This is a genomic window from Actinoplanes sp. NBRC 101535, from assembly GCF_030269225.1.
Classification (GTDB): Bacteria; Actinomycetota; Actinomycetes; order Mycobacteriales; family Micromonosporaceae; genus Actinoplanes; species Actinoplanes rectilineatus.
This window is the reverse complement of the sequence record NZ_BSSY01000014.1, coordinates 154,484-169,201: the sequence shown is the minus strand read 5'-3', so window position 1 is coordinate 169,201 and position 14,718 is coordinate 154,484. Positions and strand designations below refer to the sequence as shown.

The window sequence follows — 14,718 nt, the reverse complement described above, 5'->3', positions numbered from 1 at the left end:
GGCGAGCCGCGTCCGGCCGGCGGTGATCAGAGGGTGGCGGCCGGGAGCAGGCCCAGTGCTCGGGCGCGGGTGACCGCGTCGCGGCGGGAGTGGGCGGCCAGTTTGTCGAGCACCGCCGCCACGTGGGCGTCGACCGTACGAACCGAGAGGACCAGGCGGGCGGCGATCTCCGGGTTCGTCAGGCCCTCGCCGAGCAGGCGCAGCACCTCGGACTGGCGACCGGTCAGCCCCGCCGCGTTGTGGCGGGCGGCCGCCTGCGGTCCGCGCGGGATGCGGGGCACGCCACGGTCGCGCATCGTCGAGCGGAGACGACGGGCCAGCGGGGCAGCGCCGATCCGGTCGCACAGAACCAGAGCGGCGCGCAGGTCGTCGGGGCGGTCACTGTGGCCCAACGCCAGCGCCTGCTCGTAAGGGCTTCCGGCTTCGGCGAACAGTCGGACTGCCTCTTCCGTCCGGTTGAGAGCGAGTAGCGCGTACCCCGACGTGGTTGAAGTGAGCGGGACCTGCGCGCCCAGCTTGCGCAACCAGTAGGCGAAGCCGGCCAGCCGGCGGCCGCCCTCGGCCGCGAGTGTCTGCTGGTAGACCGGGGTGAGGCGGGCTGCGACGGTGTGGTCGCCGCGCAGCCAGGCCGCTTCCGCGAGGGCCGCGCCGGCCGGGCCGAGGCGTTGAGCTTCGCCGATGCGGCGGGCGTGGTCCCAGGCGCCGGCCAGGTGTTCGTCGCCGCCGGGCAGTCCGCGGCGGATCCGGGACAGGCCCAGCACCACCAGTGCGGGTGGGCGCATGTTCGGGGACGCGTTCTCGGCCCAGCGGGCGCGGCGTTCGGCGTCGTCCCATTCGGCGCGGGCCAGGTGTACCACCGAGCGGGTGATCTGCAGGTAGCGGAGGAAGCCGAGTACTTCGGTACGTTCGGCGAACCCGATCCCCTCGTCGAGCAGTGCCGCCGCCTCGTCGAGGTGCAGGTCGTCGATCAGGTGCCAGGCGTAGTTGGCGTAGGCGCGGCAGGCGTGGTCGTCTTCGCCGGACGCGAGCGCCACGGACAGGCTCTCGGTCAGCATCTTCCGGCCTCCCGGGTCGCCGAGATCCCAGAGGGCGTAGCCGACGTTGTTCAGCGCGTGGGACAGCACCGCCGCGTCACCGGCGGCGCGGGCCAGGGTGATCGCGCGGCTGCCAGCGGTGACGGCTGCGGTGCTCTGCCCGGCCAGGACCAGTAGTTGTGCCTGGTTGCTCAGCCCGAATGCGAGGGCCGGTTCGTCGCCGGCCTGTTCCAGTACGGCGACCGCCTCGTCGCCGGTCTCCTCGGCGGCGGGACGGTCGCCGGCGTACCAGTGCAGGCGGGACAGCCTGCGCAGGGCCAGGCCGAGCGCCACCTGGTCCGGCAGGGTCCGTCGCAGCGTGACCGCTTCGCGCTGGGCGGTGGCCGCCGGGTCGGCGAGGCCCAGCATGTACGCCTCCTCGGCGTAGGCCTCCAGCAGTCCGGCCCGGTCGGCCGGCCCGAACGCGTCCCGATGATCCAGCACCAGCCGGTAGTGCGCGGCGGCCTCCCGGTGGGATCCGGCACCGGCGGCCTCGGCGGCGGCGGCCGGCGCGTACGCCACGATCACGTCCGCGTCGCCGGCCTCGGCGGCGTGGTGCACCAGCCGGGACAGGTCGGCTCCGCCGTGCGCGAGCAGCGCGGACAGCACCGCCCGGTTGGCGGCGATCCGCCGGGACGCGGTCAGGGTGGACGCCACCGCCCGGCGCATCAGCTCGTGCCGGAACAGCACCCGGGACGGTGTCACGGTCAGCATGCCGCGCTGCTCGGCCGGGCCCAGCACCGGCAGCCCACCCGGCACGATCGCGTCGATCAGCCAGTGTTCGACGGTGGTCGGCACCACCGCGAGCCCGCCCAGCGCCTCCCGGCAGGCCGGGTCCAGCAGTTGGAGGCGGGCGTGGACCGCTTCGGTGACGGTCACCGGCACCGCTTCGGTGTCGCCCGCGCCGAGCACCTGGGTCACGAAGAACGGGTTGCCGTCGGTGACGGTGAAGACCCGGTCCGGGTCGAGCCCGTGCTCGCCGACCATCCGGCGGACCGCCCCGGCGGAGAGCCGGGACAGCGGCAGCCGCACCATCGGGGCTGCCGCGGCCAGCCCGAGCAGCGACCGCACCGGGTGGTCGGCGCCGATCTCGTCGTCGCGGTACGTCACGACCAGCACGACCGGCAGGTCGACGATCCGGCGGACCAGGAACCGCAGCACGTCCAGGGTGGCCTCGTCGGCCCAGTGCAGGTCCTCCAGCACCAGCACCGCGGGGTGGCCGGGCCAGTCCAGTTCGGCCCGGAACGCCTCGAACACCCGGGACCGGTCGCCGGACGCGAGCGCCTCGGTCAGTCCGGCACCGATCGAGCCGACCAGGTCCCGCAGCGGTCCGAGCACCCGCGGGGTGGCCAGGTCGTCGCAGTATCCGACGAGGAGCCGGCCCTCGGCCGGCAGCACCGGGCGCAGCGCGGACACCAGACTGGACTTGCCGATCCCGGCCTCGCCGGTGACCAGCACGACGCAGCCGTGACCGTCCCGGGCCCGCCGGGCCGCCGCCCCGAGCTCGGCGAGCTCGTGCTCCCGTTCCAGGAGTGGCCGCCCCATAGCAGCGACCCTAGGTTCCGATCCGGGTAGCCGCCCGCACTGAGCTAGGTAGCCGACACGGATTCCCCCGGCCGTGCCGCACCGTAGAACCGAAGGTATGACAGTCAACGAGCAGAAACTCATGGACTTCGTGCACCGTTTCGTCGGCGACCTGGGTGCCGCCGTCGCCGCCGGGCACATCGTGATCGGCGACCGGCTGGGCCTCTACCGGGCGCTCGCCACCGGGGCCGCCCTGCCGGAGGAGCTGGCCGAGCGGACCGGCACCGCACCCCGTTACGTCGAGGAGTGGCTGCGGGGTCAGGCGGCCGGCGGCTACGTCGAGTACGACCCGGCCGACGGGCGGTACTCGCTCACCGAAGAGCAGGCGTTCGCCCTCACCGACCCGAACGGCCCGATCTTCGCCCCCGGCGCGTTCCAGCTGGCGCTGGGTGCGTTGCGGGCCCAGGACCGGGTGGAGCGGGCGTTCCGCACCGGCGAGGGGCTCAGCTGGGGCAGCCACGACGAGGACGTCCACGCCGGGTGTGAGCGGTTCTTCCGTCCCGGGTACAGCGCGCACCTGATCGCCGAGTGGCTGCCCGCCCTGGACGGGATCCTGCCACGGCTCGGCGACGGGATCCGGGTGGCCGACGTGGGCTGCGGGCACGGGGCGTCGACGGTGCTGATGGCGCAGGCGTACCCCGGATCGTCGTTCACCGGATACGACTGCCACACCGCCTCGATCGAGCAGGCGCGCAAGCGGGCGTCCGACGCGGGACTCGACGGCCGGGTCGGCTTCGAGGCGTCCAGCGCGCAGGACTTCGGCGGCGGACCGTACGACCTGATCACCACCTTCGACGCACTGCACGACATGGGTGATCCGCTGGCGGCGGCCCGTAACGTGCGGTCCCGGCTGACCGGCGACGGCACCTGGATGATCGTCGAGCCGGCCGCCGGGGAGACGGTCGCGGACAACCTCAACCCGGTGGGGCGGGTGTACTACTCGTTCTCGGCGTACCTGTGCGTCCCGGGCGCGCTCGCCCAGGAGGGCGGCTGGTCGCTCGGCGCGCAGGCCGGCGAGGAGCCGATCCGGCGGCTGGTCACCGAGGCCGGATTCACCCGGTTCCGGCGTGTCGCGCAGACGCCGTTCAATCACGTCTACGAAGCTCGCCCGTAAGCGCTACGCCCGGTGCAAGGCCGACGGCAACGGGGTAGGTAAGAATGCTGTCAGCCTGACACAGGGAAAGAGGACCGCGCGTGACGGACGAACCGCTCTACGCACAGCTGGGCTACACCGACGCCGAGTGGGGCCTGCTCACCGGGCTTCCGCAGTCGGTGATCACCGCAGCCAGCGCCGCCACCCCGGACAGCGCCCGCAAGACCCGCGCCGAGAACCAGGCCGGGCTGGACCGGATCTCCGACGCCCGCGCGTCGGCGAGCGCACTGGTCTCGACGGTCGCCGGTGCGGCCGTCGCCGAGGCCGGTGACCCCGAGATCGGCGAGGAAGCCCCGATCATCGAACCGAACGACCCGGAGGCCTACGTCCAGGACGTGTTGTCCCGGGCGGGCGAGGCAGCGGCGTTGCTCTCCGCCAAGGCCACGGTGGCCGACGCCGAGACGTACCGTCACTGGCTTCTGGAGATCACCGACGCGGTGGTGGGTGCCGCCTCGACCGGTGGTCTGCTGGGTATCGGCGCCGAGACGGTCACCGAGGACGAACAGTCGTTCCGGGACCATCTCGCCCAGGCGCTGGCTGCCTGATCTCCTGGCGGCCGTCCCTCACCGGGGCGGCCGCCAGCTCAGGACCGGGTCCATCTGTCGGAGGACCAGGTCCGGGCCGAGCATGCCGGCCAGCTTCATCCCGAGATTCCGGGAGAACACGGCGAGCGGGTGGCTGAGGCCGGCCACTCTGCCCACTCTGCGTGAGGCTTCAGAGACTTTTCTCGTACGCGTGACGCGCTCTGCCGAGTAAAGAGGTAATTCGCCTGCTCGGGCCGCGACGACCAGTGCATCCTCGAGTGCCTGGCAGGCACCTTGCCCCAGATTCGGGGTCATCGCGTGCGCGGCGTCACCGACCAGCGCCACCTTCCCGCTGTGGAACCGGGGAAGCGGCTCGTCGAGGCAGCGGATGTCGGTGCGGGTCACCTCGTCGGCGGCCGCGATCAGTGCCGGGATCGGCTCGTGCCAGCCCCCGAAATGCCGCAGCATCTCGGTCCGCTCGTCGCCGGCTCCTCCCGCCGTCGCGGGCGCGGCATCTCCCGTCGTCGCAGGTGCGGTATCTCCCGCCGTCGCAGGTGCCGTGGCGTAGCAGTAGACCCGCCCGTCGCCGAGCACCATCACTCCGAACACCTTCCCGGCGCCCCACGTCTCGGCCGGGTCCAGCCTGCCCCCGGGATGCGGCACCACGATCCGCCAACTGGTCACCCCCGTGTACACCGGGCCGGGATGCTCCGGGAACAGCGCGGCCCGGATCGGCGACCGCAGCCCGTCGGCCGCCACCACCAGGTCGGCGGTGAGCGTCCCGTCCGCGGTCGACACCCGTCCCGCCTCGGCATCGACCGCCCCCGCAGGCATACCGAGTCGTACCGTCCCCGGTGCGAGAGCACTCGCAAGCGCGTCGACGAGCGTCGCCCGGTGCACCACGATCACCGGGTCGCCGTACCGTGCGAGTGCCCGGTCCGCATCGGTCCGGGTGATCCAGCGGCCGTCCGGGCGCTGGATCCCGGCCGTACCCCGCAGCCCGGCCAGCCCCCGGATCCGCTCGCCGACGCCCAGCACGTCGAGCGCCCGGAGCGCGTTGGGCGCCACGGCCAGCCCGGCACCGACCGGTTCCAGCGACGAGGCCCGTTCCAGCACGGTCACGTCCCAGCCGCGCCGCTGCAGTGCCAGCCCCGAGGCCAGCCCGCCGATCCCCGCCCCGACCACGACCGCCCGTCGTCCCATACCCCTCATCCTGCTCCCCCGCAGTCACAGCCGTCTGCATGCAGCCGTCCCGCCGCTGCCTCACTCACGCGCTGTCTCCGGCCGATGCCGCACGATCGTTCGTGCTGTCCGGTTTCCATCTCGGGCGGTCACACCCGGTTCCGTCTCAGGCGGTCACACCCGGCTTCCGTCTCGGCGGTCGTACCCGGCTTCCGTCTCGGCGGTCGCACCCGGCTTCCGTCTCGGCGGTCGCACCCGGCTTCCGTCTCGGCGGTCGCACCCGGTTTCCGTCTCAGGCAGTCGCACCCGGTTTCCGCCCCGGAAACGACGAGTCCAGCCACGATGAAGGCATGACGGACACGACGACGACGCCCCCTCCGCCGCAGGTCTGGCCCAGCCTGCGCGCCAAGGACGCCCGGGCGTTGATCCGCTTCCTCGTCGAGGCGTTCGGCTTCGAGGAGACCGTGGTGTACGGCGACGGCGACCAGGTGGACCACGCCCAGCTCACCTGGCCGCTGGGCGGCGGCATCATGCTCGGTTCGGCCCGCGACGACCCGTTCGACCAGTGGCCCCTACGAGCCGGAACCTTCGGCGCGTACGTGGTCGCCGAGGACATCGACGCCCTCCACGAACGAGCCGCCAAAGCCGGTGCCGAAATCCTGAAGCCCCCTTTCGACACCGACTACGGCTCCCGCGATTTCACCGCCCGAGACCCCGAGGGCAACCTGTGGCAGTTCGGCACCTACCGCGGTGAGTCCCCCGTACCCGCCCCCACCGACTGACCCACCCACTCCTCCGCTCAGCAGCTGGTCAGCTCATCCGCTCCTCCGACCGCTTGTCTACCTTCATGCCGTTATCTCCAATTATTCGACTTCCCATCCGCATATCCGCCCGTCCGCCCACCTATCCGCCCGTCCACTCGTCCGCCCTCCCTGTCAGCCCATCCGCCCCTCAACCCGGCAGCCCGTTCGCCCGACTACTCGGCAGCCCGTTCGCCCGTCTACTCGGGGTCCAGCCGTCGCTGATGGCTGACTCCCGCCGCCCGAACAACCGTGCCCGACGGCCCAACCCGCTCAGCCGTCGCCCACGGTCCACCCAAGGGCCGAAAACAACCCTGGACGACGGCCGGACGACCCCAAGCCGTCGCTGGTGGTCCGTCCACGAGCCGAAAACAACCCTGGACGACGGCCGGACAGCCCCAAGCCGTCGCTGGTGGTCGATCCACAAGCCGACAACGACCGTGGACGACGGCCGGCAGTTCCCAGCCGTCGTCCACGGTCGGCCGGCGTTTCCGGAGAGCCGTGGGCGACGGCTGCCACGGCTCGACTCCGCGCGGCAGCCATGAACGACGGCTGGACCCCGAGTGGACGCGCGAACGCGCGAACCGGCGAACCGGCGAACCGGCAAACGAGCAAACGAGCGAACGAACGAACGAACGAACGAGCGAACGAGCGAACGAGCGAACGAGCGAGCGAGCGAGCGAACGAGCCGAATCGTCGCTACTCGCGGGGAGGCTCACGGATGGCACACACGGGGTGAGGCTCTCGCGGCAGGTCAGCCCGGAGGCGGCGGCACAAGGCCGAGTGGGCAGGTGGCCGCGTGGTAGCGCGGGAGGTGTGGCGTCAGGAGGGGCCGTCGACGCGTACCCCCAAAGGGAGAAGGCCGCGCTCGAAGGCCGCGCCTACCGCCGACGCCCGGTCCCGCACGCCGAGTTTCGCGTAGATGTGCAGCAGGTGGGTTTTGACCGTGGCCTCGCTGATGAAGAGGCGTGCTGCGGTCTCCCGGTTGGTGCAGCCCTGGGCGGTGAGGGCGAGGACTTCCCGTTCGCGGGGGCTGAGGGACTCCTTGACGGGGGTGGGGGCGCGCAGGCTGCCCATCAGGCGGCCGGCCACCGCCGGGGAGAGGACCGGTTCGCCGCGGTGGGCGGCGACCACGGCGCGGAAGAGTTCTTCGCGGGGGGCGTCCTTCAGGAGGTAGCCGGTGGCGCCTGCTTTGATCGCGGGCAGCACGTCGCCGTCGGTGTCGTAGGTGGTCAGGACCAGGATGCGGGCGGGTGAGCCGGCCGCTTTCAGCTCGCGGATCGCGGTGACGCCGTCCATCACCGGCATGCGCAGGTCCATCAGGACGACGTCGGGGGTGACCGCGGCGGCGACCGTCAGCGCCTCGCGGCCGTCGGCGGCCTCGCCGAGGACGGTGAAACGGCCGTCGCCGGTGAACATGCCGCGCAGGCCGTCGCGGACCACCGGATGGTCGTCGACGATCAGCAGGCCGATCATGCGAGGCCGCCGACCGGGATGGCCGGGACGCAGGCGGAGATCGCGGTGCCGGCGCCCGGTTCGGATTCCACGTCGAGGGTGCCGGCTATCCGGGTGAGGCGTTCGCGCATGGCCCGCAGGCCGAAGCCGCCGGTGTCGGAGACGGGGCGGGGCAGGTGCGGGTCGAAGCCGGCGCCGTCGTCGCGGACGTCCAGGGTCACCAGGTCCTCCATGTAGGAGAGGGTCAGTGCGACCCGGCGGGCGTGGGCGTGCCGGGCCACGTTCGCCAGGGTCTCCTGGGCGGTACGCAGCAGTGTCGCCTCGATCTCCGGCAGGAGGCGGGCGGGTTCGCCGGTGACGATCAGTCGGGCGTCGGTGGTGGTGTGCAGGCCGGACCAGCCGCGTACCACGTCGGCGAGGACGTCCGGCAGGGGCGCGGCGTCGAGTTGCTGGGGGCGCAGCGCCTGTACGGATCGGCGGGCTTCGGACAGGCTCTCCCGGGCCAGGCGCTTCGCGGTGGCCAGGTGCCGGTCGCGGTCGCCGGGGTCCGCCTCGGCAGCCTCGGCCGCCTCCAGTTGGGTGACGATGCCGGTCAGGCCTTGGGCGAGCACGTCGTGGATCTCGCCGGCCATCCGCTGGCGTTCGTCGAGCACCCCGGCTTCGCGGGCCTGGACCAGCAGCTGGGCGTGCAGGCCCGCGTTCTCCCGCAGCGCCTCCTCGAGTTTCGTGTTCGCCTCGGCCAGTTCGTCGATCATGCGGACGCGGCGGCGGGCGTCCCGCTCGTTGCGGGTCTCGACGTAGAGCATCACGCCTGCGATCAGCAGGTTGGCGGCGACCACGACCAGGAAGGCGATGACCCCGCCGAAGACGGCGAGTGTGCCGAATCCGCCGACCTGGGAGAGCCCGGTGATCGCGGCGCCCGGGACGGCCCCGGCGATCCGCCACCGGCCGGGCAGGGCGTAGATCACGAAGAGGTTCGCGGTCCAGGTGAAGAAGCCGAAGAACGGGCTGCACCAGACGAGGAGCAGGTTGCAGCTGAGCAGACCGACGAAGAAGACGGTCATGTGGACACGGCGGGTGGCCCAGTGTGGATGCAGGGTCACCCACCAGAGGATCCAGGCGGCGGTGAGGGCCACCGCCGCGAAGATCTCCGGCGCCGGGCGGTGGGTGATGTGCGGCGCTTTCACCACGAACGCCAGCGCGGTGGCGATGCCGAGTGTGGTGAACGGCAGCCAGCTCCGCCAGGCTTTGCGTTCCGGCGCTTCGGTCACGTCCGTCAGTCTCTCAGGACCACTGGAACAGGCGGGAGGCCGCGACGCCACAGATCAGCAGATAGCCGAGGAGGACCGCGACGGACAGCGGGTTCGGCCAGGAGCCGGTCATCGCCTCGTGCAGGGCCCGTTCGGCGGCGCCGAGCGGCGTGAAGTCGCCGATCCGCTGTACCGTGGCCGGCATCGATTCGCGCGGCGCCCACAGTCCGGCGAAGAACATCGACGGGAAGAACAGCAGCGTGCCGACGGCGTTGCCGGCTTTGCCGGTGGGGACGAGGGCGGCGACCAGCAGGCCGATCGCGAACACTCCGGCGCCGCTGAGCAGGAACGCGATCAGGAAGGCCGGCATGTTCGCGGCGGGCTGCACGTCGTAGACCAGGTAGCCGACCGTGATGCACAGGGCCGCGGCCACCACCGCCACCAGCAGGTTCGCGACGAGTTGGGCGCCGAGCAGGGCGACCGGGTGGACTGGGGTGGTCGCCAGGCGGCGCAGAACACCCTTCTCCCGGTACGTGGCGAGCGCCGCCGGCAGCATCTGGAGGCCGAGCATCGCGAGCACCAGGGTGACCGCGATGCCGACGTACAGGTCGATGATCCGCAGGCCGCCGAGCTCCGGCACCGGTTCGCGGAATACCCGGATCGCGCCGAGGATCACGACCAGGGCAGTCGGGAACAGTACGGCGAAGAAGATCGCCAGGGGTTCGCGGACGAGCAGCCGGAGTTCGGTCGTGGTGAGCTTGACGAAGACGGTCACGACTCCTCCCGGCCGGTGAGGCGGACGAAGGCGTCGTCCAGGGTGGCCTGTTCCAGGCGCAGTTCGACGGCGACGATCTGGTTGAGGGCGAGCGCGGACACCACCGCGTGCAGCAGGTTGCCGTTTCCGGACACTTCGATCCGGTCGCCGTGCCGGGTCAGGCGGCGCACCTCGGGCAGGGTGGTGAGCAGTGCGTCGGCGAACGGCACGGACGGCCGGAACCGGATGGTCTGCTCGTCGGAGGTCTGCTGGACGAGGCCGGCCGGGGTGTCCAGGGCGACCACCTCACCGCGGTCGATCACCGCGATCCGGTCGCAGAGGCGTTCGGCCTCCTCCATGAAGTGGGTGACCAGCAGGACGGTGACGCCCCGGCCGCGGATCTGCGAGATCAGCTCCCAGGTGTCCCGGCGGGCCTGCGGGTCCAGGCCGGTGGTCAGCTCGTCCAGGACGGCGATCCGCGGGTTGCCGATCAGGGCGAGGGCGATGGAGAGGCGCTGTTTCTGGCCACCGGAGAGTTTCGCGTACCGGGTGGTCAGCTTCTCGGTGAGGCCCAGGTCACCGGCGAGCTGCCGCCAGTCCGCCGGGTCCGGGTAGAACGTCCGGTACAGCTCGAGGGCCTCCCGGACGGTGAGCCGGTCCGGCAGCTCACCCTCCTGCAGCTGCACGCCGACCTCGGCGCGCAGGCTCCGGTCGGCCGGTGGGCGGCCCAGCACCGTGATCCGGCCGGAGTCCGGGGTGCGCAGGCCGCCGATGCATTCCACCGTGGTGGTCTTTCCGGCGCCGTTCGGACCGAGGATCCCGAAGATCTCGCCGGGTTCCACCGTGAACGACACGTCCCGCACGGCGACGGTGTCGCCGTACCTCTTCGCGAGCTTCTCGACCTCGACGACTGGCATGCACCAAGCGTGGCGGACCGGCAGGGGTGCCCGGATCGACCGGTGGGCGGCCGAACGGATCCACCGATCGGTGGATCCGGACTACTCCTACGCCGCCGCCTCACTGCCGGCGCTGGTACGCCGCAGCCCACTCACCGCCGAGTAGATCGAGCCGATCTGAGCGGCGACACGCTTCCACGAGTACGCCTGCCGGGCCCGGTCCAGTGCCGCGGTCCCGTACGTGAACCGGCGGACCTTGTCGTTGACCAGCCGGCGCAGGGCCCCGCCCAGGGCCCGCGGGTCGCGGGCCGGCACCAGGTCGCCGGTCAGCCCGTCCACCACGGTCTCGGTCAGCGCGCCCACCGAGGTCCCGATGATCGGCACTCCGCACGCCATAGCCTCCAGGGCGGCCGGGTCGAACCGGTCCGACGCGGCCCACGGGGCGGCGACGAGCAGGTCGGCGGAGCGGTACCAGTTCGGCATGTCCCGGTACGGCACCTGGCCGACCAGGCGGAGACGGTCGGACACCTTGAACTGTTCGGCCATCGCCCGCAGCAGCCGGGCGCCCGGGTCGGCGGTCAGCTGCTCGGCCGGTGGGCCACCGACCACCACCACCTCGGCGCCGGGCACGTACCGCATCGCCTGGATGACGTCGCCGAAGCCCTTACGTTCGACGAGCCGGCCGACGGACAGGATGCGGGGTCGTTCCGGGTCGCGGTGCACGGCCGGCCCGTCCGGGCTGAATCGTTCGCTGTCGACGCCGGCGGGCACGACCGACAGCCGGGCCCGGGGGACGCCGATCCGGACCAGTCCGCGGACCTCGTCCTGGGTCTGGGCGACCACCCGGTCGACCGCACGGCCCAGTGCGCGTTCGTAGCCGGCGCGGGACGGGCCGTTCGCGGTCTCCCGGTCGTCGTCCCGGGCGCCCAGTTCGTGGAAGGACTGCACCACCGGGATGCCGACCTGCCGTGCCGCGGTGACCGCGGCCAGGCCGCTCGTCCAGAAGTGGGCGTGTGCCACGTCCGGGGTCCAGTCCTCGTCCCGCCACTGTTCCCGGAGTCGCCGGGCGAACTCGCCCATGTGGGGCAGCAGCAGGCCGGGTGGCGTGGGACGGGAGGGCCCGGCCGGGATGTGGACGACCCGGACGCCGCTCGGGGTGGGAACCACCTCGGCCACGTCCGGATCCTCACGACGGGTGTAGACACGGACGTCATGTCCAAGCTCGGCCAGCGCGGTGGAAAGCCCGGAAACGTGGGCCCCCTGGTCCCCGCCTCCGAGCGGGCTGGCGTGCTCGGAGATCATTGCAATTCGCACAGAGTCTCCTCTACCGCTTGTATCGCAGGCGACGAGTTCGGATACCCGGTGCCGATTGCCCCACTGCCCGAGGCGTAAACATGACCCGGCCGTTACAAGCGTCCTGAGCAGGGTAATCAGCTGTCGTGGCCACCGTCTCGCGCACTGTCGCAGCACCACCCGATCGGGTTTTCGCCGTCCTCGCCGACGGCTGGACGTACAGCGACTGGGTGGTGGGCACCGCCCACATCCGGGACGTGGACGAGGAGTGGCCGCAACCGGGCTCGAAACTCCACCACAAGGCCGGGCCGTGGCCGCTGTCGCTGCACGACTCGTCGACCGTGCTGAGCTGCCTGCCGGACCGGCGGCTGCGGCTGGAGGCCGGGTTGTGGCCGCTGGGGTCGGCGGTGGTGGACATCATCCTGGAGGCCACGGCCGGCGACCAGACCCGGGTGATCATGCATGAGGAGTTCGAGCAGGGGCCGTTGAGCTGGGTCCAGAACAAGATCAACGACCTGCTGCTGCACCGCCGCAACGTGGAGACACTCAGCCGCCTCGCCGACATCGCCGAACGCTGGGACGGTCAGCGGTAGACAGCCCGGTGCGCACCGTCGATCAGCGCCCGGTAGGCCCGGCCCGTCACGGCACGGTCCCGGGCCAGCGCCGCCCGGGCCGCGTTCGCCCCCGGCGCACCGTGCACCCCGCCGCCCGGGTGCGCCGAGGCGCTGCCCAGGTAGAGCCGGTCCACCGGGGTGTCCGGCCGGCCCAGCCCTGGGATCGGCCGCAGGAACAGCTGCTGGAACGCCGCCGACGTGCCGCCGCCGAGCGCCCCGCCGACCAGTGACGGGTTCTCCCGTTCCAGGTCGCCGGGGGCGAACACGTTGCGGCCCTCCACTATGCCGAGGAAACCCGGCGCGTGCGACTCGACCACGGCCTCCATCCGGCGTACGTGCTCCGCGATCTCGTCGGCGTGCCAGGACTGGCGGTGCGGCAGATGCGTGTACGCCCACATCGCCTCCGTCCCGGCCGGCGACCGGCTAGGATCCGCCGTGGTCATCTGCCCGAGCAGCAGGAACGGGTCGGGGGGCAACTCGTCGACCGCGATCCGGGCCGCGTACCGCGTCAACCCGTCGAGGTCCGCGCCCAGGTGCACCGTCCCGGCCCCCACCGCCGCCGGGTTCTTCCACGGCACCGGGCCACGGACCGCCCAGTCGACCTTCAGCGTCGCGCCGTCCCAGCGGAAGTGCGCCAGGTCCTCCACCATCCGCGGCGGCAGCCACCGGTCACCGACCAGGTCCAGGAACAGGGCCGGGGCGGGCAGGTCGGCGATCACCGCGCGACGGGCCCGCCAATCCCGGCCGTCCACCGTCCGCACCCCCATCGCCTGCCCCCGGGCCACCAGCACCCGGGCCACCGGCGACGAGTACACGATCTCGCCACCGCGGGCGGTCAGGCGCCGGACCAGGGCGGACGTGAGCTCCTGGGCGCCGCCGCTCGGCACCGGCCAGCCGTACTCCTGGCCGAGCATGGCGAGCAGCCAGCCGTACACCCCGCCGCCGGCGTCCTCCGGTGACAGGTCGGTGTGCAGGGTGCACCCGGCCAGGGCCAGTTTCGCCCCCTCACCGTCGAACAGTTCCGAACCCAGCTCGCGGACCGACAGCACCAGCCGCCGGGCCAGGCGCAGGCCGCCGCCGACCCCGAGCCGGCGGGCCAGGGCGAGGCCGTTGCGGACCGGCGGGAACGGGTCGAACAGCGTGGCCAGCATCGGTGCGGAGACGTCCCGCCAGTCGTCGTACGCGTGCTTCCACCGCTCCCCGTCGCCGGGCGCGAACTGCTCCACCGACGCCATCGTGGTCGCCAGGTCCCGGTCCAGGCTCACCGCACGGCCGTCCGGCAGCAGGTGGGTGAGGACCTTCGGGGCGTGCTTCCAGCTCAGTCCCTGCTCGTCGAGGTCCAGGCCGCGCAGCACCGGCGAGGTGTAGCCGAGCGGGTAGAACGCACTGAACAGGTCGGAGAGATAACCCGGCGCGGTCACGTGACCGGAACGCACCGCCCCACCCGGATGTGGCGTGGCCTCCAGCACACGCACCGACCAGCCGGCGTCGGCAAGCAGGTTCGCCGCCACCAGACCGTTGTGACCTGCACCGACGATGATCGCGTCCACGGTCTCCACACCAGCACGCTACCCACCTGTGCGTTTGGCACGCCATTTCCCGGGCACCGGTAGTGCCGAGAGCAGAAAACAGAAGGGAGATCCTCGTGAGCACGGTTACCGAGTTCGTCGACGTGAACGTACCGGTGAGCACCGCGTACAACCAGTGGACCCAGTTCGAGGAGTTCCCGCGCTTCATGGACGGCGTCCGGGAGATCCGGCAGATCGACGAGACCCGCATGCACTGGGAGACCGAGGTCGGCGGGGTGCACCGCGAGTTCGACGCCGAGATCACCGAGCAGCTGCCCGACGAGCGGGTCGCCTGGCACACCACCGAGGGCGAGAAGCAGGCCGGCGTGGTCACCTTCCACCGGCTCGACGACGCCCACACCCGGGTCACCGTCCAGATGGACTTCGAGCCGCAGGGTTTCGTCGAGATGGCCGGCGACAAGCTCGGCGTGATCGACCGCCAGGTCAAGGGCGATCTGAAGCGCTTCAAGGAGTTCATCGAGAGCCGCGGCGGCATCGAGACCGGTTCGTGGCGCGGTCACGTCGATCGCCCCGGAGCCTGAGAATCCACCACCTGAAGATCACAACAATCA

The 14,718-nt window shown here is 72.0% G+C and carries 13 protein-coding genes; 5 read left to right on the top strand and 8 right to left on the bottom strand.

The window, feature by feature from the left end:
• Positions 1 to 26 precede the first annotated feature (26 nt).
• On the bottom strand, positions 27 to 2,618 hold the full coding sequence (locus QSK32_RS32315) for an ATP-binding protein (protein ID WP_285473988.1): 2,592 nt from the start codon (positions 2,616 to 2,618) through the stop codon (positions 27 to 29).
• Positions 2,619 to 2,715: 97 nt separating this feature from the next.
• Here QSK32_RS32315 and QSK32_RS32310 point away from each other — a divergent pair, with 97 nt between their 5' ends.
• Together QSK32_RS32310 and QSK32_RS32305 are read left to right on the top strand one after the other, a co-directional pair.
• Positions 2,716 to 3,771 carry a class I SAM-dependent methyltransferase gene (locus QSK32_RS32310; RefSeq protein ID WP_285473987.1) on the top strand — a complete coding sequence of 352 codons (1,056 nt, stop codon included), beginning with the start codon at positions 2,716 to 2,718 and terminating at the stop codon, positions 3,769 to 3,771.
• 80 nt (positions 3,772 to 3,851) lie between these two features.
• Positions 3,852 to 4,355, top strand: a complete 504-nt coding sequence (locus tag QSK32_RS32305; RefSeq protein ID WP_045742113.1) for a hypothetical protein — start codon at positions 3,852 to 3,854, stop codon at positions 4,353 to 4,355.
• Positions 4,356 to 4,373: 18 nt separating this feature from the next.
• Here the strand turns inward: QSK32_RS32305 and QSK32_RS32300 are convergent, their stop codons facing one another.
• Complete coding sequence (locus tag QSK32_RS32300; protein ID WP_285473986.1) at positions 4,374 to 5,537, bottom strand: FAD-dependent monooxygenase; 1,164 nt, start codon at positions 5,535 to 5,537, stop codon at positions 4,374 to 4,376.
• Between the two features lie 329 nt (positions 5,538 to 5,866).
• Here QSK32_RS32300 and QSK32_RS32295 point away from each other — a divergent pair, with 329 nt between their 5' ends.
• On the top strand, positions 5,867 to 6,298 hold the full coding sequence (locus QSK32_RS32295) for a VOC family protein (protein WP_285473985.1): 432 nt from the start codon (positions 5,867 to 5,869) through the stop codon (positions 6,296 to 6,298).
• Positions 6,299 to 7,138: 840 nt separating this feature from the next.
• On the opposite strand, the gene QSK32_RS32290 is transcribed toward QSK32_RS32295, so the two are convergent.
• The 5 genes from QSK32_RS32290 to QSK32_RS32270 all read right to left on the bottom strand — a co-directional run bounded on the left by QSK32_RS32290 (position 7,139) and on the right by QSK32_RS32270 (position 11,985).
• A complete protein-coding gene (locus tag QSK32_RS32290; protein WP_285473984.1) occupies positions 7,139 to 7,792 on the bottom strand; it encodes a response regulator in 654 nt (217 codons plus the stop codon).
• On the bottom strand, positions 7,789 to 9,042 hold the full coding sequence (locus tag QSK32_RS32285; RefSeq protein ID WP_285473983.1) for a sensor histidine kinase: 1,254 nt from the start codon (positions 9,040 to 9,042) through the stop codon (positions 7,789 to 7,791). Before QSK32_RS32285 ends, QSK32_RS32290 begins: the two co-directional genes overlap by 4 nt.
• 13 nt (positions 9,043 to 9,055) lie before the next feature.
• Positions 9,056 to 9,796 carry an ABC transporter permease gene (locus QSK32_RS32280; protein WP_045742109.1) on the bottom strand — a complete coding sequence of 247 codons (741 nt, stop codon included), beginning with the start codon at positions 9,794 to 9,796 and terminating at the stop codon, positions 9,056 to 9,058.
• Positions 9,793 to 10,692: an ABC transporter ATP-binding protein gene (locus QSK32_RS32275; RefSeq protein ID WP_045742108.1), complete on the bottom strand. Its 900-nt coding sequence runs from the start codon at positions 10,690 to 10,692 to the stop codon at positions 9,793 to 9,795. Before QSK32_RS32275 ends, QSK32_RS32280 begins: the two co-directional genes overlap by 4 nt.
• 87 nt (positions 10,693 to 10,779) lie before the next feature.
• A complete protein-coding gene (locus QSK32_RS32270) occupies positions 10,780 to 11,985 on the bottom strand; it encodes a glycosyltransferase (protein WP_045742107.1) in 1,206 nt (401 codons plus the stop codon).
• A gap of 125 nt (positions 11,986 to 12,110) precedes the next feature.
• Here QSK32_RS32270 and QSK32_RS32265 point away from each other — a divergent pair, with 125 nt between their 5' ends.
• Positions 12,111 to 12,557, top strand: coding sequence for an SRPBCC family protein (locus tag QSK32_RS32265; RefSeq protein ID WP_045742106.1), 447 nt, complete (start codon positions 12,111 to 12,113; stop codon positions 12,555 to 12,557).
• On the opposite strand, the gene QSK32_RS32260 is transcribed toward QSK32_RS32265, so the two are convergent.
• Entirely contained in the window at positions 12,548 to 14,137 is a 1,590-nt protein-coding gene (locus QSK32_RS32260; protein WP_285473982.1) for a phytoene desaturase family protein, read from the bottom strand. The genes QSK32_RS32265 and QSK32_RS32260 overlap by 10 nt on opposite strands.
• 86 nt (positions 14,138 to 14,223) lie before the next feature.
• Here QSK32_RS32260 and QSK32_RS32255 point away from each other — a divergent pair, with 86 nt between their 5' ends.
• On the top strand, positions 14,224 to 14,688 hold the full coding sequence (locus QSK32_RS32255) for an SRPBCC family protein (protein WP_045742104.1): 465 nt from the start codon (positions 14,224 to 14,226) through the stop codon (positions 14,686 to 14,688).
• The last annotated feature ends 30 nt before the right edge of the window (positions 14,689 to 14,718 follow it).

Excerpts from the sequence above, each read along its gene's own strand:
- QSK32_RS32310 (WP_285473987.1), top strand. The coding sequence starts at position 2,716 with ATGACAGTCAACGAGCAGAAACTCATGGACTTCGTGCACCGTTTCGTC.
- QSK32_RS32290 (WP_285473984.1), bottom strand. The coding sequence starts at position 7,792 with ATGATCGGCCTGCTGATCGTCGACGACCATCCGGTGGTCCGCGACGGC.
- QSK32_RS32295 (WP_285473985.1), top strand. The coding sequence starts at position 5,867 with ATGACGGACACGACGACGACGCCCCCTCCGCCGCAGGTCTGGCCCAGC.
- QSK32_RS32275 (WP_045742108.1), bottom strand. The coding sequence starts at position 10,692 with ATGCCAGTCGTCGAGGTCGAGAAGCTCGCGAAGAGGTACGGCGACACC.
- QSK32_RS32300 (WP_285473986.1), bottom strand. The coding sequence starts at position 5,537 with ATGGGACGACGGGCGGTCGTGGTCGGGGCGGGGATCGGCGGGCTGGCC.
- QSK32_RS32315 (WP_285473988.1), bottom strand. The coding sequence starts at position 2,618 with ATGGGGCGGCCACTCCTGGAACGGGAGCACGAGCTCGCCGAGCTCGGG.